This window comes from Streptomyces sp. NPDC104581, from assembly GCF_055583685.1.
In genome coordinates this window covers 12,924-37,266 of record NZ_JBVJNN010000022.1, presented here as the reverse complement: position 1 = coordinate 37,266, position 24,343 = coordinate 12,924, and the positions used below count along the sequence as shown (strand labels likewise).

Here is a 24,343-nt window from a genome sequence, read left to right as displayed (position 1 = left end):
GTGCGGGAACCGGTCCGGGATCCGATGATGGATCATGTGAGAGATCCGGTCGAAGAGGGCGAGCCGGGCGTCCGGACGGGCGCCGGGCGGCAGGCGGGGAGCGGGACGGAGGCCGTCGGGGAGACGGCCTCCGCCGCTCCCCCGCCCGAGGTGTGGCCGGGCGCGCCGACACCGCTGGGAGCGCGGTACCGGGTCGGTCCGGACGGGGTCGCGGGGACGAACTTCGCCCTCTGGGCGGGCGGCGCGGAGGCCGTCGAACTGTGCCTGTTCGACGACGCCGGGGCGCCGGACGGCGGCCGGGCCGACGGCGCGGCCTCCGAAGGAGGCGGAGTCGGTGAAGGTGGCTCCCCAGAAGGCGGCGCCGTGGAGACCCGCCTCCCGCTGACGGAGCTGACACACGAGATCTGGCACGGTTTCGTGCCCGGCATACGCCCCGGCCAGCGGTACGGCTTCCGGGTGCACGGCCGCTGGGACCCCTGGACGGGCGCCCGGTGGAACCCGGCGAAGCTCCTCCTCGACCCGTACGCGCGCGCCGTCGACGGCGACTTCGCGCTGCCGCCCGAGGTGTACGGCCATGTGCGCGACTGGCCGCAGCGGCAGGTGGCCGACACGGTGCGCGACGAGCACGACTCCGCGCCCCACGTCCCCAAGGGCGTCGTCGTCCACGACGACGCCCCCGGTGACACCTGGGCCGACGACCGCCGCCCCAAGACGCCCTGGGCGGACACGGTCATCTACGAGCTGCACGTACGCGGCTTCACCATGCGCCATCCGGGCATCCCCGACGAGCTGCGCGGCACCTACGCGGGCCTGGCCCACCCGGCGGCGATCGAGCACCTCGTACGGCTCGGGGTGACCGCCGTCGAGCTGCTGCCGGTGCACCAGTTCGCGCACGAGGAGCATCTGCTGCGCCGCGGGCTGCGCAACTACTGGGGCTACAACTCCATCGGCTACTTCGCCCCGCACGCCGGCTACGCGGCGGGCGGCACCCGGGGCCAGCAGGTCGGCGAGTTCAAGCGGATGGTGCGCGCCCTGCACGACGCCGGGATAGAGGTCATCCTCGACGTCGTCTACAACCACACGGCGGAGGCGGGCGAGCACGGCCCGACGCTCTCCCTGCGCGGCATCGACAACCGCGGCTACTACCGTCTCCAGGCCGACGCCCGCAGGTACAGCGACTACACGGGCTGCGGCAACACCCTCCATGTCGTCCAGCCGCAGGTGCTGCGGCTGATCACGGACTCGCTGCGGTACTGGGTCACGGAGATGGGCGTCGACGGCTTCCGCTTCGACCTGGCGGCGGCGCTCGCCCGCTCCATGCACGACGTCGACATGCTGTCGCCCTTCCTGGCCGTGATCGCGCAGGATCCGGTGCTGCGTCGGGTGAAGCTCATCGCGGAGCCGTGGGACGTCGGCGACGGCGGCTATCAGGTCGGGGCCTTCCCGCCCCTGTGGGCCGAGTGGAACGACCGCTACCGGGACGCGGTACGCGACTTCTGGCGCGGTGCCACCCCCGACGTGCGGGATCTGGGCTACCGGCTGTCCGGGTCGAGCGACCTGTACGCGTGGGGCGGCCGGCGGCCGTACGCGTCCGTCAACTTCGTCACCGCCCACGACGGCTTCACCCTGCGCGACCTGGTCAGCTACGAGCACAAGCACAACGAGGCCAACGGCGAGGGCAACAGGGACGGCACGGACGACAACCGCGCCTGGAACTGCGGTGCGGAGGGCGAGACCGACGACCCCGGGATCAACGCCCTGCGGCGGCGGCAGCTGCGCAACCTCCTGACCACCCTGCTGCTGTCGACCGGTGTGCCGATGCTGGTCGCGGGCGACGAGATGGGCCGCACCCAGGGCGGCAGCAACAACGCGTACTGCCAGGACAACGAGACGAGCTGGCTGGACTGGTCACTGCTCGACCAGCCGGGCGCCCACGCCCTCCACCGGCTCACCGGACGGCTCCTGGCGCTGCGGCGGAGGCATCCGGTGCTGCGCCGCCGGGCGTTCTTCTCCGGGCGCGCACAGGCGCCCGACGGGCTGCGCGACCTGGCGTGGTTCCGGCCCGACGGCGAGGAGATGACCGAGGGGGACTGGTACGCGCCCGCCTCGACGCTGGGCCTGTTCCTGTCGGGCCGCGACATCCCGGGGCGCGACGCGCGCGGGCGGAAGATCACCGACGACAGCTTCCTGGCGGTGCTGCACTCGGGCTCGCGGCCGCAGGACTTCACGCTGCCCGGCGAGCCGTGGGCGCGGGCGTACGAGCTGGTGGTCGACACCTCGTCGGAGGACCAGGAGACGGAGCCGGGGACGGTGCTCGACGGGGGGACGGTGACGACGGTGCCCGCGCGGTCGGTACTGCTGCTGCGCGTACGGGGGTGGGACGCGCCCTCCTGAGGAGGGGCGGGGCCGGCCGCCGCCTCCTGGTGAGGGGCGACGGCGGGGGGCTCAGCCCAGGATCCCGCGGTCGTACCCCACGGCGACGGCCGCCGCGCGGTCCTTGACGCCCAGCTTGGCGTAGATGTGGGTGAGATGGGTCTTCACCGTCGCCTCACTGATGAACAGCTCGGCGGCGATCTCCCGGTTCGACGTGCCCCGCGCGACGAGTTCGAGGACCTCGCGTTCCCGCGCGGAGAGCGGCTCGTTGCCCGCCGCGGGCGCACGGACGCGGGAGACCAGCCGGGACGCGACGGCGGGCGACAGGACCGTACGCCCCCCGGCCGCCGCCCGTACCGCCGTGAACAGTTCCTCGCGCGGCGCGTCCTTGAGGAGGTAGCCGGTGGCGCCCGCCTCGATCGCGGGGATGGTGTCGGAGTCCGTGTCGTACGTGGTGAGAACGAGCACCTTGGCACGGGCGCCACGCCGGGTCAGCGCCGCTATCGCGTCGACTCCCCCGCCGTCCGGCATCCGCAGGTCCATCAGCACGACGTCCGGGTCCACACGGAGCGCCAGCTCGACACCGGCGACGCCGCCGGACGCCTCGCCCAGCACCTCGAAACCGTCGGCGGACTCGAACATGCCGCGCAGACCGTCCCGTACGACGGGATGGTCATCGACGACGATCAGGGTGATGGTCCGCTCTGGCATGACGGACCAAAGGTACGCGAGCCGAGACCGCCGTGCCGCCGCCGACCTCGGACTCCACGGTGACGGTGCCCGCCATGCGCTCCGCGCGGGCGCGCATGCCGTCGAGTCCGAACCCGTTCGAGCCGGAGCGCGGGCGCAGCACGAGCGGGTCGAAGCCGCGCCCGTCGTCCCGTACGTCGAGGGTGATCTCATGGCCCATGTACGAGAGGGTGACGCCGGCCCGGCCCGCCCCGGCGTGCCTGGCGGTGTTGGCCAGGGCCTCCTGGGCGATGCGCAGCAGTGTGGCGGCGACCTCGTCGTGGAGGGGCTCCTCCGTGCCGGTGACGGTGAACCCGGCCCGCACGCCGGTCCGGTCGGACCACTCGGCGACGGTCTTCTTCAGGGCCTCGGCCAGGGTGTCGTGCTCCAGCGCCGCCGGACCGAGATTGCGCACCGAGCGGCGCGCCTCACCGAGACTGTGGCGGGCGAGGGCGGCGGCCCGCGTGAGGTGCTCGCGGGCCAGCTCGGGGTCGGGGGTGGCGGTCACCACCTGGAGCTGGGCGATGATGCCGGTCAGCCCCTGGGCGATGGTGTCGTGGATCTCGGCGGCGAGCCTGCGGCGCTCGTCCGCGACGCCCGCCTCCCGTGCCTGGACGAGGAGCTGGGCGTGCAGCCCCGCGTTCTCCTCCAGGGCCTGCTCCAGGCGGGCGTTGGCCTGTTCGAGCTCGGTGATGGTGGCGGAACGCTCGGCGGCGATCTCGGACTCCCGGCGGCCTAGATGCGCGAAGACGAGGGTGAGGGAGCCGTTGAGCAACAGGAGCCCGGCGAAGAGGACCCACTGGAGGACGCCGTCCGGCGGCAGTCCGCCGGACTGCGAGCCCGCCATGATGACGGCGTAGACGAGCAGGCCCGCCCGGACGGCGCGCTCGGGCAGCAGATGGCCGCTGTCGAAGTAGCCGATGACGGCGTAGACGGCGAAGAGCGGATTGAGCCAGGTGAGGACGAAGGCGAGGACGGTCCGCAGGCCGTAGTAGACGAAGCCGGCGGCGGACGGCTCGCGCTCGGTCGGGGGGTCGCTCCCCAGCGCGCCCCAGCAGAGCTGGAGGACGACGGCGACGACGACCAGCGCCCCGGCCGTGTACCGCGCGGTGCGGGTCATGCCGAAGGCGTCCGCGCTGAGGGCCGAGATCACCGAGGAGAGCGCCAGCAGGGCGAAGGGGCCCCACCGGTGGAACTGCTCCCACCGCTGCTCCACGGAGACCGGCACGCGCGCCGCCCTGGCAGTCGTCATCCCCACAGTGTGCCCCGTCCCGGCCGGCGGCCGGAGGGAGCCGGGACGGCTGCGGACCCCCCTGTGGTCCGCACCCGCCCGGCCCCCGCGTCCCGGCACCGGCACCAGTCGCCGCGAGCGCCCGCCGGTGGTCATTCCCAGCGGAACCAGCGGGCGGCGCCGGCGGTCAGCAGCAGCGTCCACAGGGCCATCACGCCCAGGTCCGCCCAGTGCGGCCAGCCGCCGCGCATCGCGGCGTCGAGCGCCTCGGACGCGGCACCCATGGGCGAGTAGCCGACGATGTCGCGCAGCAGGTCGGGCATCGTCTGGACGGGCAGCCAGACGCCCGCGGTGAACATCGACGGGAAGAACAGGGCCGAGCCGATCGCCTGACCCGCCTTCTGGGTACGGGCGATCGCGCAGACGAGCCCGCCCAGCGCCAGGGCGCCGGCGGTCGCGAGCACCAGTGCCAGCAGATAGCCGGCGGGCTGACCGGGCAGCGCCACGCCGAAGACGGTCCTGCCGACGGCGACCACCAGCACGGCCGACGCGAGCGCGCCGCCGCCGAGCAGTACGAGCTGCGAGACGAGGAGCGTCGCGGGACGCACGGGCGTCGTGGACATACGGCGCAGGATGCCGCGTTCGCGGTAGCCGATCAGAATCGACGGCATGGCCTGGAGCGCGGCCGTGATCACGGCGAGCAGGGCGGCGACGGGGACGTACAGGTCGATGACCCGCCGGCCGCCGAGGTCGGGGTCGGGGTCGTCGAAGCCGGGGATCAGTCCGAGGATCACCATCAGCAGCGTCGGGAAGGTGATGATCCAGAAGAGCACTCCCGGCTCGCGGCCCAGCAGGCGCGCCTCGGTCTTGAGGACGGCGGTGGAGGCGGAGGCCATGTCAGACCCTCTCTTCGGGCTGCGGTGCGGTCGCCGTGGCGGCGCGGTGCTCGGCGCCGCCGGGGTCGGTGTCGGTGTTCGTCGGCGTCGGCGCCGGCGTCGGCGTCGGCGTCGCTCTCCCGGCCGGGGTCTCCGTGAGGTCGAGGAACGCGTCGTCCAGCGTCGCCTCGGTGACCCGGAGCTGGTGCGCCGTGACGCGGTGGCGGGCGAGCAGCGTGATGACCGCGTTGACGGTCTCGTCGGTGCCGTTGATGACGATCCGGTCGCCCTTCGTCTCGACGGAGACCGCCTCGGGCAGCGCGGCCAGGTCCTCGTCGCGCAGCGGCTGCGACGGTGTGAAGGAGATGACGGTGGACGCCGCCGAGCGCGCGATCAGCCCGGACGGGGTGTCGAGCGCGGCGACCTTCCCCCGGTCGATCACGGCGATGCGGTCGCAGAGCCGCTGCGCCTCCTCCATGAAGTGGGTGACCAGCAGCACGGTCACCCCGGAGTCCCTGATCTCCTCGATCAGGCTCCAGGTGTCGCGCCGGGCACGCGGGTCGAGGCCGGTGGTCAGCTCGTCGAGCACGACCACGCGGGGGCCGCCGATCAGGGAGAGCGCGATGGACAGGCGCTGTTTCTGGCCGCCGGAGAGCTTCGCGAAGCGCGTCGAGAGCTTGGCCTCCAGTCCGAGGCGGGCGGCGAGCGGACGCCAGTCGACGGGCTCGGGGTAGAACGCGGAGTACAGCTCAAGCGCCTCGCGCACCGTCAGCTTCGGCTGGAGCTCACTCTCCTGGAGCTGCGCGCCGAGAATCCGTGTGACCTGCTCGTGGTCGCCGACCGGATCGAGCCCGGCGACCCGGACCGTACCGGCGTCGGGGACCCTGAGCCCCACGACGCATTCGACGGTCGTCGTCTTGCCCGCACCGTTGGGACCGAGGACCCCGAAGATCTCGCCCTCCTCGACGGTGAAGTCGACACCGTCGACGGCGGGCTTTCCCCCGTATGCCTTGCGCAGGCCGTTCACTTCGATGATCGCCATGGCAGCAGGATGCCCCCGGGCGGCGCGGGGCGGCATCGGCCATCGCGCTTGAAGTCGTATCAACCGATCGGTTGATACCGGCATCGGCCTCGACGGGGGCGCCGGGCCGACGGCGTCCGGCGGACACCGGACGGTGGGCGCGGACGGTGGGCACCGGTCGGTGTTCGCCGCTACCGACGTCAGCCGGAAATCGGTGGGCACTGTCAGTGGTGATACGTAGGCTCACCTTGATGCCGACCTCCGAAGATGTATCTACCAAGGACCCAGCCGCCGTCCAGAAACGCTCGGCCGTGCGTTCGCTGCTCAGGCTGTGGCCGTACGTACGGCCGGTGCGTGTGCGCCTGTTCAGCGCCGCGTTCGTCGCCGTGCTGGCCTCGTCCCTGGCGCTGGTGTTCCCCCTCGTGCTGAAGTGGATGGTCGACGGCCCGATCGCGGAGGGTGACACGGCCGGCATCTGGCGCGGCGCGCTGTATCTGCTGCTGCTCGGCATCCTCGAAGCCCTGCTCTTCGGCTTCCGGCGGTGGTTGGTCGCCAGGCCGCTGGCGGGGGTCGAGGCCGCGATGCGGGCGGATCTGTACCGGCATCTGCAACGGCTGCCGATCGCGTTCCACGACCGGTGGCCTTCGGGGCAGTTGCTGTCGCGCGGCACGACGGACCTGATGCTGCTGCGTATGTTTCTGGCCTTTCCGCTGACCTTCCTGCTGGTGAACGCGACGACGATCCTCGTCGGCTTCGTGATCCTGCTGATGCAGGAGTGGACGCTCGGGCTGGTGCTGCTGGCGCCCGTGGTGCCGCTGGTGATCCTCTGCTCGGTCTTCGAGGCGAAGTACTCACTGGTCGCCCGCAAGGCGCAGGACCAGGTGGGCGATCTGACGACGGTGGTCGAGGAGAGCGTCCTCGGCGTACGGATCGTGAAGGGCTTCGGCAGGCACCGCAGCCAGGCGCTCGCGTTTCGCGCGCTCGCGGAGCGGCTGCGCGGTACGGAGCTGGGCAAGGCCCGTCTGCTGGCGGGCATCTGGGCACTGATCATGGTCATCCCCGAAGTGGCGATCGGCGCGGCGCTGGTGCTGGGCACGGTCCAGGTCGCCGACGGTCATCTGTCCACCGGCACGCTGGTCGCCTTCCTGTCGACGGCGCTGGCGCTGCGCTGGCCGGTGGAGTCGATCGGCTTCCTGCTGGCGATGAGCCAGGAGTCGGCGACCGCGACGGAGCGGTACTTCGAGGTGATGGACGCCGAACAGGAGACGGCGGACGCGCAGGGGGCGGCCGGGGGCGGGGTCGTCGCGGCCGGAGGCGGGGGCCGGGACACGGTCCTGGCCAAGGAGTCCGGCGGGCTGCGCTTCGAGGGCGTGTCGTTCCGCTATCCCGACGCGGAGGACGGGTCCGTACCCGTCATCGCGGAGGTGGACCTGCACATCAGGTCCGGCGAGACGATGGCGCTCGTCGGCGCGACCGGCTCCGGGAAGACGACGCTCACGGCGCTGGTGCCCCGGCTGCACGAGGTGACGGGCGGACGGATCACGCTGGACGGCGAGGACATCGCGCTGATGCCACGGCAGCGGCTGCGTGAGCTGGTGTCGGTGGCCTTCGAGGAACCGACGCTGTTCTCGGCGACCGTCGGCGACAACGTTCGCATGGGCGCCGAGAACGCGGACGAGGCGGCGCTGCTGCGGGCGCTGGACGTGGCGCAGGCCGACTTCGTCCAGGACCTGCCGCAGGGTGTGCACACCGAGGTCGGCGAGCAGGGACTCAGCCTCTCCGGCGGCCAGCGGCAACGGCTGGCGCTGGCCAGGGCGGTGGTCGGCGGACCGCGCTTCCTGGTGCTCGACGATCCGCTGTCCGCGCTCGACGTCCATACGGAGGCGCTGGTCGAGGCGGCGCTGCGCCGGGTGCTCGACGAGACCACGGCACTGGTCGTGGCGCACCGGCCTTCGACGGTGATGCTCGCGGACCGGGTGGCGCTGATCTCGGAGGGCCGGATCACGGCGGTGGGGACGCACCACGAACTGCTGCGGGACAACGCGGAGTACGCGTGGCTGATGTCCGGGGCGGACGCGGAGACGGGGTCGCGGCCGGGCGCGGGCCGCGACGAGGCAATCGACACGGGGGCGGAATCCGTCGAGAGGAGCATGGGATGACGTCGTCGCCGACGACCACGAGCGACGGTCCGACCGAACCGGGACGGGACGACGACACGACCCCCGCCCCCGGCTCGACCGACGCGGGCGCCGTGCCGGGCGGACCACGTACGGCCGAATCGGCCCAGCCTCTCGTGGGCACGGGGGCGGGCACGGGCCCGGCCGGGGGCCCGGCCACCGGGATGTGCACGCCCACCGACACGGACACCGCACCGGCCAAGGAAACCGGCACCGACACGCGCCCGAGCACAGGCCCCGCCATCACGGGCACAGACAGCATCACGCCCGCCGGCCCGGACACCGCACCGGCCAAGGACACCCGCACCGGCACGCGCCCGAGTGCGGGCGGCATCACGGGCGCGGGCGCGGAGACGGTCGGGAGTACGGGCACGGGCACGGGCTTCGCGGCTTCCGGCACCGTCGTCACGCCCCCGGGCGTCGGGGACGCCGGTGGGCCCGGCGTGGAGGCGGGTTCCGACGACGACCCCTTCGCAAAGGACGCGCTGCCCGCCCCTCGTGGGGCCACCGGCGCGCTGCTGCGGTCGCTGCTGCGGGCCCGGCGGGGCCGGGTGGCGGTGACCGCGTTGCTCCTGCTGCTCCAGCAGGCCGCCGTTCAGGCGGGCCCGCTGCTCGTCGCGTACGCCATCGACCGGGGCGTACCCGCCTTCCGTGCCGACGACAGCGGCCCGCTCGTCGCGGTCGCCGTCGGCTATCTGCTCTGCGCCGCCGGAGCCGGCGTCTTCCAGTACGCGTTCATCCGCTCGTCCGCCCGGGTGAACCAGGACGTGCTCCTCGATCTGCGCGGCCGGATCTTCCGGCACGCCCAGGCGCTGAGCGTGGACTTCCACGAGCGCTACACCTCCGGGCGGCTGATCTCCCGCTCCACCACGGACGTCGAGTCACTGCGCGAGCTGCTCGCCGAGGGGCTCCAGGAACTCGTCGCGGTGATCCTCGCCTTCGTCTACATCTCGGCGATGCTGCTCTACCTGGACCTCGGCATCGGCGGACTCGCCGTGCTCTCCTTCGTACCGCTGTACGCGCTGGTGCGGCTGTACCAGTGCAGGGCCGGCGCCATATTCGGCAAGCGTTCCACCGCCATCGCCGCGGTCATCGTGAAGTTCGCGGAGACGATGAACGGCATCAGGCCCGTGCAGGCGTTCCGCCGCGAGCGTGCCAACGACGCCGAGTTCCACGCGCTCAACCACCATCACGAGCGCACCAACGGCGACGCCATCCTCGAAATGGCGCGCTATGTGATCGGTTCCCGGCTCACCGCGAACGTCGCCGTGGCCGGAATCGTGCTGTGGGGCGCCTTCCGGGTCGCCGACGGGACGCTCGCCCTCGGTGTGCTCGCCGCGTCGGTGCTGTTCCTGCGGAGGCTGTACGACCCGATCGACCGGCTCGGGATGTTCCTCAACTCCTACCAGTCGGCGGCCGCGTCCCTGGAGAAGATCGCGGGGCTGCTCGCCCAGACCCCGTCCGTGCCCGAGGCGGCGGACCCCCGCCCGCTGCCCGAGCTGACGGGCGGGCACCCGGGCCGCGAGGTCGTCTTCGACTCGGTCAGCTTCTCGTACCGGACGGGCGGCGAGGTCCTGCCCCGCTTCGACCTGACGCTCCCGGCCGGTCAGACGGTGGCCGTCGTCGGTTCGACCGGCGCGGGCAAGTCCACGCTGGCCAAGCTGCTGGCCCGGTTCTACGACCCCACCGAGGGCCGCGTCCTGCTCGACGGCACCGACCTGCGGGACCTGGACACCCCCGAGCTGCGGCGCGGTGTCGTGATGGTGACCCAGGAGGCGTTCCTCTTCTCCGGGACCGTCGCCGAGAACATCGCGATCGGCAGTCCCGACGCGTCGCGCGACGAGATCGAGCGGGCCGCGAAGGCGATCGGCGCGCACGACTTCATCACCGGTCTGCCGGACGGGTACGACACGGACGTACGGAAGCGGGGTGGCCGGATCTCGGCGGGCCAGCGCCAGTTGGTGGCGTTCGCCCGCGCGCTGCTCGCCGATCCCTCCGTACTGATCCTGGACGAGGCGACGAGTTCGCTGGACATCCCCGGTGAGCGGGCCGTGCAGCGGGCGATGGACACGGTGCTCAACGGCCGTACGGCGGTGGTGATCGCGCACCGTCTGTCGACCGTGGAGATCGCCGACCGGGTGCTGGTGATGGAGCACGGCCGCATCGTGGAGGACGGCTCCCCGGCCGAACTGATCGGCGGCGTCGGCCGGTTCGCGGGCCTGCACCGCGCCTGGCGCGACAGCCTGGCCTGACCTCCGGGCCGCCTCCCGGCCCCGGCCCGAGCGACGTCCGGTCCCCCGGCGCGGGTGATGACCGGACACGCGTTCCAGGAGCTGCTCGGGGGGCGACACGCCGCGGTCCGCGCCGGCCGGCGTACGCGCGGCGCTGACCGACGACGGCCGGTTCGGTTTCGAGACGCGCAATCCGCTGGCTCGCGCGTGGGAGTCATGGACGACCGGCCGCGCCCGTCAAGGTGCCGGCGCCGGGCCCGGAGGGCTCCGCCGCGCTCGGATGACCCGTCAAGTCCTGTCCGTGCGTGGCGAAATCGTCTCCTTCAGGCCCGGTCTCACCCTCCCCGGCGAGCACGTTCCCCGGCGGGGACAGCACCCTGCGCTTCCTCGGGGCCGAGCGGATCGACGCGTGCCTCGTGGAGTCGGGACTGACGGTCGAGGAGCGGTACGGCGACGGGGACCGCGGCCCGCTGACCGGTCCGAGTCCGGAGATCATCACGATCGCCCGGCGTACGCCCGCTTAACACCGCCGCAACACCACCGCGGATTTCGCTTAACGAACACGGCAGTTCGCGCAGCGGACGATTTCCGGCCAACTTGTTGACGCGCTCCTGACAGAGTGACCGGATTCCTGGGACTCTCTCTCCGTTCTGAGCACCACCGCTCCGCATCTCGTGCACCGCAGCTCCGCATCTCGTGCACCACATCTCGTGCTCCAGCCCACTCCTGCACCTGCTCCCGCGTTTGCCCCGCACTGTCCGGGCCGCCCACCCGAGAGCGGCCCGGTACCCCCCTCGCAGAAGGAGTTCGCGTGAGACCCACGCCCAGCCGCCGCATCACCGCGACCGGCGCTCTGATCGCTGTCACAGCCCTTCTCGCCGTCGGAGTCCAGGCCGGCAGTGCCGCCGCCGCTCCCGATTCGGCACCCGCGGCACCGGTCGCCGGCAAGGCCGACCCCGGCGCGCTCCCCAAGGCCCTCTCCCCCGCGCAGCGCGCCGAGCTGATACGCGAGGCCAACGCCACGAAGGCGGCGACGGCCGGCGAACTCGGCCTCGGCGCCGAGGAGAAGCTCGTCGTACGCGACGTCGTCCAGGACCGGGACGGCACCACGCACACCCGCTACGAGCGCACCTACGCCGGCCTCCCCGTCCTCGGCGGTGACCTCGTCGTCGCCACCACGAAGGCGGGCGCCACCGAGACGGTCACCAAGGCGTCGAAGGCGGCCCTCAAGTCCGTCGACACCAACGCCGACGTACCGGCCGCCACCGCGGAGAAGCAGGCGCTGTCCGCCGCGAAGGCCGAGGGCTCGACGAAGGCCGCGGCCGAGCGCGCGCCGCGCAAGGTCGTCTGGCTGGCGGACGACAAGCCGACCCTGGCGTACGAAACGGTCGTCGGCGGTGTCCAGAAGGGCGGCACCCCGAACGAACTGCACGTCGTCACCGACGCGGCCACCGGCGAGAAGCTCTACGAGTGGCAGGCGGTCCACGAGGGCACGGGCAACACCCAGTACAGCGGGCAGGTCACGCTCGGGACGGCCCCGTCGTTCACGCTGACCGACACGGGCCGCGGCAACCACAAGACGTACAACCTGAACCGCGGCACCTCGGGCACCGGCACCCTCTTCTCGGGCCCGGACGACATCTGGGGCAACGGCTCCGCCTCCAGCGCGGAGACGGCCGGCGCCGACGCGCACTACGGTGCCGCGCTCACCTGGGACTACTTCAAGAACGTGCACGGCCGCTCCGGCATCAGGGGCGACGGCGTCGGCGCGTACTCGCGGGTGCACTACGGCAACAACTACGTCAACGCCTTCTGGCAGGACAGCTGCTTCTGCATGACGTACGGCGACGGCGCGGGCAACGCCAAGCCGCTGACGTCCATCGACGTGGCCGCGCACGAGATGTCGCACGGCGTCACCTCCAACACCGCGGGCCTCGTCTACAGCGGTGAGTCCGGTGGTCTCAACGAGGCGACCTCGGACATCTTCGCCGCCGCCGTCGAGTTCAGCGCCGGCAACGCCCAGGACCCGGGCGACTACCTGGTCGGCGAGAAGATCGACATCAACGGCAACGGCACGCCGCTGCGGTACATGGACAAGCCGAGCAAGGACGGGGCGTCCAAGGACTACTGGTACTCCGGCATCGGCAGCGTGGACGTCCACTACTCCTCGGGCCCGGCGAACCACTTCTTCTACCTGCTCTCCGAGGGCAGCGGCGCCAAGACCATCAACGGCGTCAGCTACAACTCGGCGACGTCCGACGGGCTGCCGGTGACCGGCATCGGCCGGGCCAAGGCCGAGCAGATCTGGTTCAAGGCGCTCACCACGAAGTTCAACTCGACGACCAACTACGCGGGAGCCCGTACCGGCACGCTCGCGGTCGCCGGTGAGCTGTACGGCACGTCGAGCGCCGAGTACAAGTCGGTCGCCGACGCGTGGGCCGGCATCAACGTCGGCACCCGCCCCGGCGGCAGCGGCGGCACGGTCTTCGAGAACACCGCGACCGTGGCGATCCCGGACAACGGCGCGGCGGTCACCTCGACCGTGAACGTCACCGGCCGTACGGGCAACGCGCCCGCCGCCCTCCCGGTCGGCGTGGACATCACGCACACCTGGCGCGGTGACCTGGTCATCGACCTGCTCGCCCCGGACGGCACGGCCTACCGGCTGAAGAACTCCAGCAGCGGCGACTCGGCGGACAACGTCGTGGAGACGTACACCGTGAACGCCTCGTCGGAGGCGGCCAACGGCGCGTGGAAGCTCCAGGTCCGGGACGTCGCGGCGCAGGACACCGGACGTATCAACAGTGTGAAGCTCACGTTCCCCTGAGCGACGTCGAGTTGAGAACCGCCCGGGTCCTGGGGACCCGGGCGGTTCCGTGCTCCGTGCCCGATGCGCTCCGTGCTCGATGCGCTCCGTGGACGAATCCCCGGCCACCCCTTCGGAGGCGCGCCCGAAGGGGTGGGCCGGGAACCGGCCGGCGCGGACTTCTCCCCGTGCGCTCCCGGTCGAGGAGCGCGTCACGTCGTCCGTCCGCCGGCTGCGTGTCACAGACGACCGGCTCGCGGGCCGGCGGATCGTGGTCGGCACGGGCAGTGAGGAGACCGACCGCCGCCGACCGAGCCGCGACGGCTCCCCCGCTCCCTCACTGCCACCGATCCGCCGGGCCCGTCGCGCCGTTTCCCCCGTCGCCCGCGCCCTCCACCCGGCGTGCGCCCCTCCCGGAGCCGCCCATCGCCGTGGTGGTGGTCTTCTGGTGAACCGCCGACCGGGGCGTGTCGTCCCGGCCGGTGATCCCAGACTGGACGGTGATCGATCCCGCCCGCAACAACCCGGGGGAAGTGCGGAACGCGTGGAACGCCTGCGCGTACCCTGGCCTGGGGGAATGACAAGTGCCTGGAATGAGCGCGGAATCGCGCGACGGGCGGGACGGGGACGCTGTAATGGGCAGGTCGGAGAAGATCCCGGCGGATACCGCCGAATTCGCGCGGCGTCTGCGCGCGCTGAAGGAGAGAACCGACCGCAGTTACGGATCGCTCGCCACCCAACTGCATCTGGGCGCCTCGACCCTGCACCGTTACTGCCACGGGCACGCGCTGCCCGTGGACTACGCGCCCGTCGAGCGGCTGGCCCGGGTGGTCGGCGCGACGTCGGCCGAGCGCGTGGAGCTGCACCGCCTCTGGCTGCGGGCGCACGCGGCCCGCACGGAGGACGGGGACGGGAACGACGGCGACCCCGGCGACAGCGCCGACAGCGCCGACGCGCAGGAGAACGCGGAGGCGCGGGAGGAGGCGGCCGGGGCCACGGCGGCGACCGCGATCGCACCCGGGGTCGCCGGACAGGGGGCGGTGCGTGAGCCGGAGCCCGTACGCGAGCCGGCGCCGGAGCCGGGTCCCGGGCCGGCATCGCCGGAGGGCGCCGACAGTCCCGCAGGTCCCCCGAGCGCCGGAGCGGCCTCCGCCTCCGGCACCGCCCACGACTCGGCTCGCGACTCCGACGACGACCGCGACGACGGCTCCGCCGACGAGGACGACCCGCCGCCGCCCGCCGCCGCGCCACCGCCCGTCCCGCGCTTCCGCGCCTCACGGCTGCGCCGCCGTCAGGTCGTCGGGGCCGCGCTCGCGGTCGTCGCCGTCCTCGCCGGCACCGTCGTCGTCGCGGCCGACCTCGGCGGCGCCGACTCCCGGCGCGACGACGGCGCTCCGCGTCTCTCCGATCCCGGGCCGGACGGACCGGTGGATCCGCGGACCCCGTCCGCCCGGTCGAGCGCCCCGTCGGCCAAGGCGAGCCCGTCGAAGTCCGGCGGCGATCGGAAGGCGTCGCCGTCCGGGTCCTCGGCCGTCGGCGAGGCCGGGGGCGGCAACGAGGGCGACGGCGGCACCTCGGCGGACGGCGGGAAGCCGGACGCCGGGAAGGACGGCGCGAAGCCGCTGGTGTGGAGCGTGGACAGCCACAAGTGGCAGCTGGACTGCGGCCATACGTATCTGATCAACCGCGCGCCGTCCGCCGTACCGCCGCCGCCCAACGCCCAGGACGCCCGCTCGTGGGCGAACGCGCTCGGCGCGGTGCACGGCAAGTCGTCCATCACCCAGGCCACGGTGCGCGCCGCGCCGGGCGCGGGCCCCGTGGTCATCCAGGAGGTGTTCGTCCGGGTGGTGGGGCGGCGGGCGCCGCTGGACTGGAACGCGTACGACATGAGCAGCGGCTGCGGCGGTTCGATCACTCCCGCCGTGTTCGCCGTCGACCTGGACAAGTCACGCCCCGTCGTCCGCCCCGTGGACGGCGGGAGCGAGCAGGGGCCGCTGCCCGCGCCGAAGCTGCCGTACCAGGTGACATCGGGCGAACCGCTCGTCCTGAGGATCGAGGCGAGCACGACCGGCTGCGACTGCGACTGGTTCGTGGAGCTGCGCTGGTCGGCCGGGGACCGTACGGGCGTCGCGCGCATCGACGAGGGCGGCAAGCCGTTCCGTACGAGCGCGTCGGCCTCGGACGGCCTGTACGGGCACGACTACGAGACCGGGAAATGGGTGAAGGGACCCTGACGTAGCGTCAGGGTCCCAGCGTGCATCACGGTTTCACGCGGGGTTGTTCGCGTGCGTCAGCGTCTCCCAGGCGACGAACAGGTTGTTCGTGCCCTGCGGACGCATCCGCTCGGTGTACTGCTGGGTGTTCGTCATGGCGTTGCCCAGCCGGTTGCCCAGCGCGTTGAAGGCGACCTCGCTGATCGGCCCGAGGTTGTCCTTCAGGCTGCCGCCGCAGAGGTTGCCGGGGACGGGTTCGCCGTTCTGGTACTTGGTGTGCAGCCCGAACGCGTGCCGCAGCCGGTCGCCCACCTCGGGGTAGAGGTCCTGGCCCTGGATGCGGCTGGTCTCCGCGACGTGCGAGATGGCGGAGAGGCCGTAGCCGGTGTGGGTCAGGTCGCGGCAGGTCTCCTGCGCGAGTCCCTGCATGAAGGTGGACTGGTTGTGCCAGTAGCGGACGATCTCGTCGCGGGTGTCGAGACCACTGCCGGGCACCGTCCTGGGCAGCGCGCCGTCGGAGGGCAGGTAGATGAACGCGGGGACACGGTTGCGGAAGATGCCGACGGTCCTGTCGTAGGCGGCGCGGTCCTCCAGATGGACGGCGATGCCGATCGCGGCCTCGTTCATGCTCAGCTCCCAGTTGCCGTTGGAGCCCGAGCCGTTGATGATCTCCGGCAGGTACACGGTGCGCAGCATCGTGGCGAAGCGGCCGGAGTTGGGCCAGCTCGTGTAGGTGTGCTTGATGATCTCGGCGGCCTTGGGCCACGAGGATCCGGCCCACGCGGTCTGGAGCGGCGCGTTGCTGTTGGTGTGGTCGCGGATGGTGTTGGACCAGGCGTCCATCAGCTCGATGGACTTCTTGGCGTAACGGTCGTCGCGGTTGATGTACCAGGCCAGCGCGGTGGTGTACGCGGCGATGGCGTCCTCGCGCTCGTCCGTGCAGCCGTAGTTGGGGTTGGAGTACGAGCCGCACTCCACGACCGCGCGGGGCTTGGGCACGCGGGACAGGGAGGCGTACTTGCTCCCCATCATCTGGTCGTAGGCGGCCTTCCACGGCTGGGCGCCGGCCTGCACCTTGCCGCGTACGAAGTCGAGTTGGGGGCGGCTGACGCCGACACCGGGGTGGGTGAAGGTCGCGGGGGCCGCGACGGCCTCAGCCGGGAGGGGCCGGGGCGAGACGGCGGGACGGTCCGCCGGACGGTCGCCGGCCGACGCGGGGGCCGTGAAGACCGCGCCGAGCAGACCGGCCAGCGCGGCGGACAGTCCGAGGACTCTGGGGATGACTCCGGGACGCATGGGGTGCCTTCCGGTTGGGGGGTGCTCCGCAACTCCGTTGCGCATGCGAGCCGTTCACCATGTTCAAGTTCACCCACATGAACGATGAGCGGAGTTGTGAATCCTTGTGTGAGTGAGGAATGTAGAGCCATCGCATGGACACGTCAAGGTCTGGACCAATGGGCCGAGCCGACAGCCGAAAGGGCCCGGCGGACACTGTCCACCGGGCCCCGCGGCTGCCACTGTCAGCGCATCAGTACGCCCGCGCCCTCCCCCGTCGCCTCGGTCGGCAGCGCGACCAGGCCGAGATCGGCGGCGGCGAGCATGGGATGGGTGGGCAGGACACGGACGGTGTAGCCGAACGGTCCCGTACGGTCCAGGGCCAGCGGGCCCTCGTACACCCAGCGGCCCGACTGGTCGGGCCCGCCCGCCGGTTTCAGCGGGAAGACCTGGGCGTCGGCGATCGTGTCGTCCGCGCCCACCCGGCCCGCCACGGCCTGCACCTCCACGTCGTCGGGCCGGAGCCGGCCGAGGGTCACCCGCACCTTCAGCGCGAGAGTCGAGCCCAGCTCCGCGCTGCCGCCCGACGCGGTGGCCGAGACGGCCTCCACATGGTCGACGGCCACATCCGGCCAGGCGGCCCTGACCTGGCTCTTCCAGTCGGCCAACTCCCCGGCCGCGACCGGGTCCAGCGCGCGGTGGGCCTGGGCGGCGGGCGCGTACAGCCGCTCCACGTACTCGCGCACCATGCGGTCGGCGAGCACCTTCGGGCCGAGGGTGGTCATGGTGCGCCGGACCATCTCGATCCAGCGTCCGGGGAGCGCGTCACCGTGGTCCGCTTGCGCGGCCCCGCCCGCACCGGCACCCGGCGCGGTCGCGGTCGCGGTCCCCGTACGGTCGTAGAAGCGGGGCGCGACCCGGTCCTCGATCAGCGCGTAGAGGGCGTTCGCCTCCAGCGCGTCCCGCCGGTCCTCGTCGGACGAACCGTCGGCCGTCGGGATGGCCCAGCCGAAGTCCGGCTCGAACCATTCGTCCCACCAGCCGTCGAGCACCGACAAGTTGAGACAGCCGTTCAGCGCGGCCTTCATCCCGCTCGTGCCGCACGCCTCCAGCGGGCGGAGGGGATTGTTCAGCCAGACGTCGCAGCCCGGGTAGAGATTGCGCGCCATCGCCATCCCGTAGTCGGGCAGGAAGACGATGCGGTGGCGCACCCGCGGGTCGTCGGCGAACTTCACCAGCTCCTGGACGAGCCGCTTGCCGCCGTCGTCCGCCGGGTGCGCCTTGCCCGCGACGACGATCTGGATCGGCCGCTCGGGATGGAGCAGCAGCTCCGTCAGCCGGTCGCGGTCGCGCAGCATCAGGGTGAGGCGCTTGTACGAGGGGACACGGCGGGCGAAGCCGATGGTCAGGACGTCGGGGTCGAGGACCCCGTCGATCCAGCCCAGTTCGGCGTCGGCCGCTCCCCGCTGGTGCCAGGAGGCGCGCAGCCGGTCACGCACCTCGTGCACCAGCCGCTCGCGCAGGGTGCGCCGTACGGCCCAGATGTCGGCGTCCGGGGTGTCGGCCACACCGGCACTCCCGCGGCCGAGCCGGGCGATCTCGGGCGCGACCCAGGTCGGCGCGTGCACACCGTTGGTGACGGAGGTGATCGGTACGTCCTGCGGGTCGAAGCCGGGCCAGAGACCGGCGAACATCTGGCGGCTGACGGCTCCGTGCAGGGTGGAGACGCCGTTGGCGCGCTGGGCGAGCCGCAGACCCATGGCCGCCATGTTGAACAGGTTCGGGTCGCCGCCGGGGAAGGTCTCGCTGCCCAGGCGCAGCACCTGATCGGTGCCGACCCCGGGCAGTTCGCCGTCGTCACCGAAGTGCCGCGCGACGAGTTCGCGGTCGAAGCGGTCGATGCCGGCGGGCACGGGTGTGTGCGTGGTGAACACCGTGCCGCCCCGGACGGCCTCCAGCGCGGTGTCGAACCCGAGCCCCGTGTGCCTGAGTTCACGGATCCGCTCCAGGCCCTGGAAGCCGGCGTGGCCCTCGTTCGTGTGGAAGACCTCGGGCTCGGGGTGGCCGGAGACGCGGCAGTACGCGCGGACGGCGCGGACGCCGCCGATGCCGAGCAGCATCTCCTGGAGCAGCCGGTGCTCACTGCCGCCGCCGTAGAGGCGGTCGGTCACCTCCCGCTCGGTCGGCCCGTTGTCCTCTATGTCCGAGTCGAGGAGCAGGAGCGGGACCCGGCCGACGCGCGCGTGCCAGACGCACGCGTGCAGGGACCGGCCGCCGGGCAGTGCGAGCGCGACCCGGCTGGGCCTGCCGTCCTCCTCCCGGAGGAGGCTCAGCGGCAGTTCGTTCGGATCGAGGACGGGATAGTGCTCCTGCTGCCAGCCGTCGCGCGACAGGGACTGGCGGAAGTAGCCGTGCCGGTAGAGCAGCCCGACGCCGATGAGCGGTACGCCGAGGTCGCTGGCGGCCTTGAGGTGGTCACCGGCGAGGATGCCGAGACCGCCGGAGTACTGGGGCAGGGCGGCGGTGACGCCGAACTCGGGCGAGAAGTACGCGACGGCGTCGGGCAGCTCGGCACCCTGGCCGCTCTGCCGCTGGTACCAGCGGTCGCCGCGCAGATAGTCGTCGAGTCCGGCGGCGACACCGGCCAGCCGTTCGAGGAACGCCGCGTCCCCGGCCAGTTCGACCAGTCGCGTGGCGGATACGGCCCCGAGCAGCCGCACCGGATCATGCCCGGCGGCGCGCCAGCCGTCGGGATCGACGGCCTCGAAGAGATCACAGGTCTCGGGATGCCAGGACCAGCGCAGATTGCGCGCGAGGCCGCTGAGTGGTCGCAGAGGTTCGGGCAGGACGGGGCGCACGGTGAATCGACGGATTGCCTTCACGTGTTCCACCTTCGCAGGGGACGTCCGGACCGGCCGACCGCACCACGCTGTGCGCCCCGCCATCACCCTGACGGTAGTGCCCCGGCCCCCGCGTCGGCCACGGCGCACGAGCGCACATGCCGGGGGCCGTCCGCGCGGGCCCGGACGTGTGAACGGCACCCGGCGGGGCCGGGCGGGGCGGAGCGGCGCGGGGCCGGGGCGCGCACCGTCAACCGCGCGCCGGTTGGGGGACCTCGTACGGGGAGCCCGCGTTCACCGTCTCGGGGTCGAACGCGCCCGTCGCCGCGTACCGCGCCGCTATCTCCGCCAGTTCGGCAGGCGGGATCACGTCCGCGATGTCGGTGAAGCCGCCCGGGGCGCGCTCGTGGGCCAGATTGATGACGACCTCCGGCCCCTGCCGCCGGTTGGCGCGCTGCAACTCCGTCATGGCGGGGCGTCGCCGGGCCTCGTACGCCGCCAGCGCCTCGGCCCGGTCCGGGTGCGTCGCCATGGCGTGTGCCAGCGCACGCGCGTCGACGATCGACTGCGTCGCGCCGTTCGAACCGATCGGGTACATCGCGTGGGCCGCGTCGCCGATCAGCGTGGTACGGCCGTGGGTCCAGCGCGCCAGGGGCTCACGGTCCACCATCGGGTACTCCAGGGCGCGGTCGGCGGCGGCCAGGATCTCGGGGACGCTGACACCGTCGAACTCCCAGCCGGCGTAGTGGTGGGCGAACCTCGCGACCGGCACCGGCCGGTTCCAGTCGCCGCGCCCGGCGGCGGCGATCTCCGTCGCGGGCATCGCCAGCGCCCAGTTGACGAGGACGTGCCGGTCGCGCCCGGTGGGGCCGGACGGGTGCGTCATCGGGTAGACGACGGCCTTCTGCCGGTCGTCGCCCGCGATGAACATGAACGTGCCCACGCGGTCGGCGGGCACGCGGGAGACGCCCCGCCAGACGAGCATGCCGTTCCACGGCGGCTCGCCCTCGCCGGGGTTCAGCGCGGCCCGTACCGCCGAGCGGATGCCGTCGGCGCCGATCAGCACGTCGGGCTCCAGGGAGGCGCCGCCGCCCCGGCCGCGCCCGTCGCGGTGCGCGAGCAGGACGCGCGCGCGGCCGTCCGGCGCGGTCTCCAGACCGCTGACCCGCACGCCGGCGACCACCGCGTCGCTGCCGAGCCGTTCGCGCACGGCGCCGGCCAGTACGCGTTGCAGATCGCCGCGGTGGACGGACAGTTGCGGCCAGCGGTAGCCGGCCGAGAGACCGCGCGGTTCGCGGGAGATCAGACCGCCGCCGCGGTGGTAGTAGCGCAGTTCGGCGGTGCGTACGGAGCACTCGTCGAGAGGGCCGAGGAGTCCGAGCGCGTCGAGTTCGCGTACCGCGTTGGGCATGATGTTCAGCCCGGCGCCCAGCGGCTGGATCTCGCGGGCCGCCTCCACGACGGTGATCCGGTCGAAACCGGCGGCGTGCAGGGACAGGGCCGCGGTGAGGCCGGCGATGCCACCGCCCGCGATCATGATCTGGGTCATGGGGTGAGTCTCTTTTCGCGAAGCGGTGCGACGGCGGAGGCGGGCAGGGGCGCGGGCAGGGACAGGGGCGCGGGCGCCGGGCGCGGCGTGGCCGCGGAGGTGGCCGCCGCCGCTGCCGCCGAGGCGGTCGCCGACGCCGACACGCTCGCCGCCTTCCCCCCGGCCTTCGGCGCGGACTTCGCCACGGGCTTGCGCGCGGACGCGGGTGGTGTCATCGGCGCCTGCATGCGGACGTTCGCGTGCCGCACCAGCGTCTCGTTGTCCCGCGTCAGGTCCAGCACCGAGCGCAGCAGCGCGATCGGGGCGCCCCCGCTGCCCGCCTCGTACAGCCGCAGTTCGTCGCTGTACGCCTTGCGCGCGATGCCGATGTGCCGGGCGCGGAACGTCTTGAGTGTCCGCAGCACCCGTGCCAGTGACACCGCCGAGGCGGCGAGGACCGGCGGCAGCCGGGGCGTGGACTCCCAGCTGATCGCGGCGGAGAGCTTGCTGACGGCGGAGGTCGAGCCCCGGTGCGCGGCGTGGAAGACCCGCCACGACGGCAGGCTGTAGCGGACCGAGTCGTCGAGGAACGCGTCGTACTCGGGGCTGCTGCGGTCGCTCTGCCACAGCGTCAGATCGACCAGCCAGAGCGGCACCTGCGCCGCCGCCGGGCCCAGATGGGGGCGGCCGGCGATGTCGATCTCCTCGAAGTACGGGCGGAGTCCGCGTGCGAAGAACTCCGGTGTGACCTGCGCGACCGTGAAGTCGATGGAGTCGACCATGGCCTGGACGTGCCGGCCCGTACGGTCGAGCGCGTCGGCGAATCGAGGGTCGTACGGCTCCAGCCCGGCCAGCTCGGTGCAGGTGTCGAGCGAGGCGACGAGCGCGGGGAAGACCATCCGCACGGAGTCCTGGAGGTACCCCTCCATCTTGTCGCCGGTGTACATGCGCTGGCGTTCGCCGAGCGGGTTCCACGTCGTGTAGTGGTGGACGGTGTCGCGCGGCACCATGCCGGTGCGGCGGCCCAGTTCCTGGAGTACGGGCAGGGCCTCGGGGACGGCGGCGAGCGGCTCCACGCCGTGGCGTTTGAGCGAGCCGAGAAGCAGGCCGAGGTCGCGTACGGCGGCGAGCGCGTCCACCACGCCGAGCGAGGCGGCGCGGCCGGCATCGGGGACGAGCGCGCGCAGTGCGAGGGTGAGGGCGGGAACGTCGGCGTCCCGGTTCATCGCGGGTACGGCGGCGGCTGTCGCGTCGGCGCCCAGCGGATCGGCCGCGCGGATGGCGGCTATGCGGTAGCGCGGTTCGCAGCGCGCCTCGATCGCGGGCGCGACCAGGTCGTACAGCGTCATGGAAGTGCATCCCCCTATGAATTCGCCGTGGGTCGGGTGGGTGGTGGGACACGGGACGGGCGGCGTCCCGCCGTCGCGGCCACTGTCGCGCTCGATCGCGCGCCCCGACCGGCCGGCGGCCCCTTGCCCGCTCGCGGCGATCCCCCCTGGCCCTGTCCGGACCTGGACCGTCGACCGGGCCCTGCCCCGCCTGCGCACTCGCTCCTCCTCCTGCGTCTACCCCTGGGCGCCGCCGACCCGGTCCCGGTGCGGGGGCGCGGACACAGGCGCGGGATGTCTCAGCCGGAGGGTGAGCAGCGCGGCGCAGGCGGCGAAGACGGCGCCGACGAGGAGTGCGGCCTTGAAGCCCGCGGTCTCGTCGGCGGCGCCGGCCGCCCCGAGGGCGTCGGTACGCGCGGTGGCGACCGCGACGAGTACGGCAAGGCCGAGCACGGAGCCGAACTGCTGGCTGGTGTTGATGAGTCCGGACGCGAGCCCGGTCTCACCGGGCGCCGCGCCGGCGGTCGCGGCGACGTTGGTGGTGACCATGACGAGCGGCAGCGCGACACCCAGCAGGAGGCTGGGCGCGAGGACGGTGGAGAGGAAGGTGCCCTCGGGGGCGAGGGCGAGTGCCAGCCAGAGCATGCCGGCGAACAGGAGCGTGAAGCCGAGCGTCATCGTGGCGCGCAGGCCGAGCCGGTGGATGACGCGGCCGGTCCGCGGGGCGGTGGCGACGACGACGAGGGAGAGCGGCAACAGGCCGAGACCGCCCTGGAGGGGGCTCTGGCCGAGGACGCTCTGGAGGTAGAGGCTGACCAGGAAGAACATCGGGAACAGCGCCATCTGGGCGAGTGCGCTGAGGCAGTTGGCGAGCCGGAGGGTGGGGCGGCGCAGGACGGCGGGCGGCACGAGCGGGCGGGCGATTCGTTTCTCCAGAACCGCGAACGCCGCGAGGAGTGCGAGCCCGGCGGCGAACGCGCCGAGGGTCCGCGCGCCGGTCCAGCCGGCCTCGCCCGCGCCGACCAGGCCGAAGGCGACGAGCCCGAGCCCGGCCGTCGCGGTGAGCGCGCCGCCGATGTCGAAGCCGCGTTCCGCGCCGCGGGTGCCGGCGTCGACGAGGCGTAGCGCGAGGACGGCGAGGACGAGTGTGCCGAGGACGTTCAGCCAGAAGGTGGAGCGCCAGCCGAGGAGGTCGGTGAGTACGCCGCCGAGTACGGTGCCCAGGACGCCGCCGAGCCCGCCCATCGCGGCGAAGGCGCCGAGGGCGCGGTGCCGGGCGGGGCCGTCGGGGAACAGGTTCAGCAGCAGGGCGAAGGCGGCCGCGGCGGCGAACGCGGCACCGACGCCCTGGACGGCGCGGGCCGCGACGAGCACCTCCACGGACCCGGCGGCCCCGCCCGCGGCGGACGCGGCACCGAGCACCCCGAGCCCGCCGAGGAACACCCGCCGGTGGCCGAGCAGATCGGCGGCGCGCCCGCCGAGGAGCAGCAGCCCGCCGAAGGTGATCAGAAACGCGTTGGCGACCCAGGAGAGCCCGGCGGAACCGGACCCGAGATCCGCCCCGACGGACGGCAGGGCGACGTTGACGATGGCGGTGTCCATGACGAGCAGCAACTGCGCGCCCGCGAGCAGCGCGAGCGCGCCTCCGTGCCGGGATCCCGGCGCCACGGGGCCGGGGGAGCGAAACCCCGGGGCGCCGGGAGACTCTGTCCCGCC

General features: G+C 73.0%; 15 protein-coding genes. 6 read left to right on the top strand and 9 right to left on the bottom strand.

Annotated features, from left to right (window positions below; genetic code table 11):
* Positions 1-27: 27 nt before the first annotated feature.
* The gene (glgX, locus tag ACZ61E_RS19400; protein WP_469701015.1) at positions 28-2,394 is read left to right on the top strand and encodes a glycogen debranching protein GlgX; all 2,367 of its coding nucleotides are present in this window, start codon (positions 28-30) and stop codon (positions 2,392-2,394) included.
* A gap of 51 nt (positions 2,395-2,445) precedes the next feature.
* Here the strand turns inward: glgX and ACZ61E_RS19395 are convergent, their stop codons facing one another.
* From ACZ61E_RS19395 to ACZ61E_RS19380, 4 genes are all read right to left on the bottom strand, one after another.
* Complete coding sequence (locus tag ACZ61E_RS19395) at positions 2,446-3,084, bottom strand: response regulator (protein WP_469700912.1); 639 nt, start codon at positions 3,082-3,084, stop codon at positions 2,446-2,448.
* On the bottom strand, positions 3,047-4,354 hold the full coding sequence (locus ACZ61E_RS19390; RefSeq protein ID WP_469700911.1) for a sensor histidine kinase: 1,308 nt from the start codon (positions 4,352-4,354) through the stop codon (positions 3,047-3,049). Before ACZ61E_RS19390 ends, ACZ61E_RS19395 begins: the two co-directional genes overlap by 38 nt.
* A gap of 131 nt (positions 4,355-4,485) precedes the next feature.
* A complete protein-coding gene (locus tag ACZ61E_RS19385; protein ID WP_469700910.1) occupies positions 4,486-5,229 on the bottom strand; it encodes an ABC transporter permease in 744 nt (247 codons plus the stop codon).
* Position 5,230: 1 nt separating this feature from the next.
* The gene (locus tag ACZ61E_RS19380; RefSeq protein ID WP_469700908.1) at positions 5,231-6,250 is read right to left on the bottom strand and encodes an ABC transporter ATP-binding protein; all 1,020 of its coding nucleotides are present in this window, start codon (positions 6,248-6,250) and stop codon (positions 5,231-5,233) included.
* A 230-nt stretch (positions 6,251-6,480) separates the two neighbouring features.
* Here ACZ61E_RS19380 and ACZ61E_RS19375 point away from each other — a divergent pair, with 230 nt between their 5' ends.
* The 5 genes from ACZ61E_RS19375 to ACZ61E_RS19355 all read left to right on the top strand — a co-directional run bounded on the left by ACZ61E_RS19375 (position 6,481) and on the right by ACZ61E_RS19355 (position 15,677).
* Positions 6,481-8,388, top strand: a complete 1,908-nt coding sequence (locus ACZ61E_RS19375; protein ID WP_469700907.1) for an ABC transporter ATP-binding protein — start codon at positions 6,481-6,483, stop codon at positions 8,386-8,388.
* Positions 8,385-10,658 carry an ABC transporter ATP-binding protein gene (locus ACZ61E_RS19370; protein ID WP_469700905.1) on the top strand — a complete coding sequence of 758 codons (2,274 nt, stop codon included), beginning with the start codon at positions 8,385-8,387 and terminating at the stop codon, positions 10,656-10,658. Before ACZ61E_RS19375 ends, ACZ61E_RS19370 begins: the two co-directional genes overlap by 4 nt.
* Before the next feature lie 284 nt (positions 10,659-10,942).
* A complete protein-coding gene (locus tag ACZ61E_RS19365; RefSeq protein WP_469700903.1) occupies positions 10,943-11,161 on the top strand; it encodes a hypothetical protein in 219 nt (72 codons plus the stop codon).
* Positions 11,162-11,448: 287 nt separating this feature from the next.
* Positions 11,449-13,464: a M4 family metallopeptidase gene (locus ACZ61E_RS19360; protein WP_469700902.1), complete on the top strand. Its 2,016-nt coding sequence runs from the start codon at positions 11,449-11,451 to the stop codon at positions 13,462-13,464.
* Between the two features lie 614 nt (positions 13,465-14,078).
* The gene (locus ACZ61E_RS19355; RefSeq protein ID WP_469700901.1) at positions 14,079-15,677 is read left to right on the top strand and encodes a helix-turn-helix domain-containing protein; all 1,599 of its coding nucleotides are present in this window, start codon (positions 14,079-14,081) and stop codon (positions 15,675-15,677) included.
* Between the two features lie 33 nt (positions 15,678-15,710).
* Here ACZ61E_RS19355 and ACZ61E_RS19350 read toward each other — a convergent pair whose 3' ends face one another.
* From ACZ61E_RS19350 to ACZ61E_RS19330, 5 genes are all read right to left on the bottom strand, one after another.
* Positions 15,711-16,952 carry an alginate lyase family protein gene (locus ACZ61E_RS19350; protein WP_469700900.1) on the bottom strand — a complete coding sequence of 414 codons (1,242 nt, stop codon included), beginning with the start codon at positions 16,950-16,952 and terminating at the stop codon, positions 15,711-15,713.
* A 224-nt stretch (positions 16,953-17,176) separates the two neighbouring features.
* The gene (gene glgP, locus ACZ61E_RS19345; RefSeq protein ID WP_469700898.1) at positions 17,177-19,813 is read right to left on the bottom strand and encodes an alpha-glucan family phosphorylase; all 2,637 of its coding nucleotides are present in this window, start codon (positions 19,811-19,813) and stop codon (positions 17,177-17,179) included.
* 208 nt (positions 19,814-20,021) lie between these two features.
* Entirely contained in the window at positions 20,022-21,320 is a 1,299-nt protein-coding gene (locus ACZ61E_RS19340; RefSeq protein ID WP_469700897.1) for a flavin-dependent oxidoreductase, read from the bottom strand.
* A complete protein-coding gene (locus ACZ61E_RS19335) occupies positions 21,317-22,648 on the bottom strand; it encodes a monodechloroaminopyrrolnitrin synthase PrnB family protein (protein ID WP_469700895.1) in 1,332 nt (443 codons plus the stop codon). The genes ACZ61E_RS19340 and ACZ61E_RS19335 overlap by 4 nt, the downstream gene beginning before the upstream one ends.
* A gap of 216 nt (positions 22,649-22,864) precedes the next feature.
* Positions 22,865-24,295, bottom strand: a complete 1,431-nt coding sequence (locus ACZ61E_RS19330) for an MFS transporter (protein WP_469700894.1) — start codon at positions 24,293-24,295, stop codon at positions 22,865-22,867.
* Positions 24,296-24,343 lie beyond the last annotated feature (48 nt).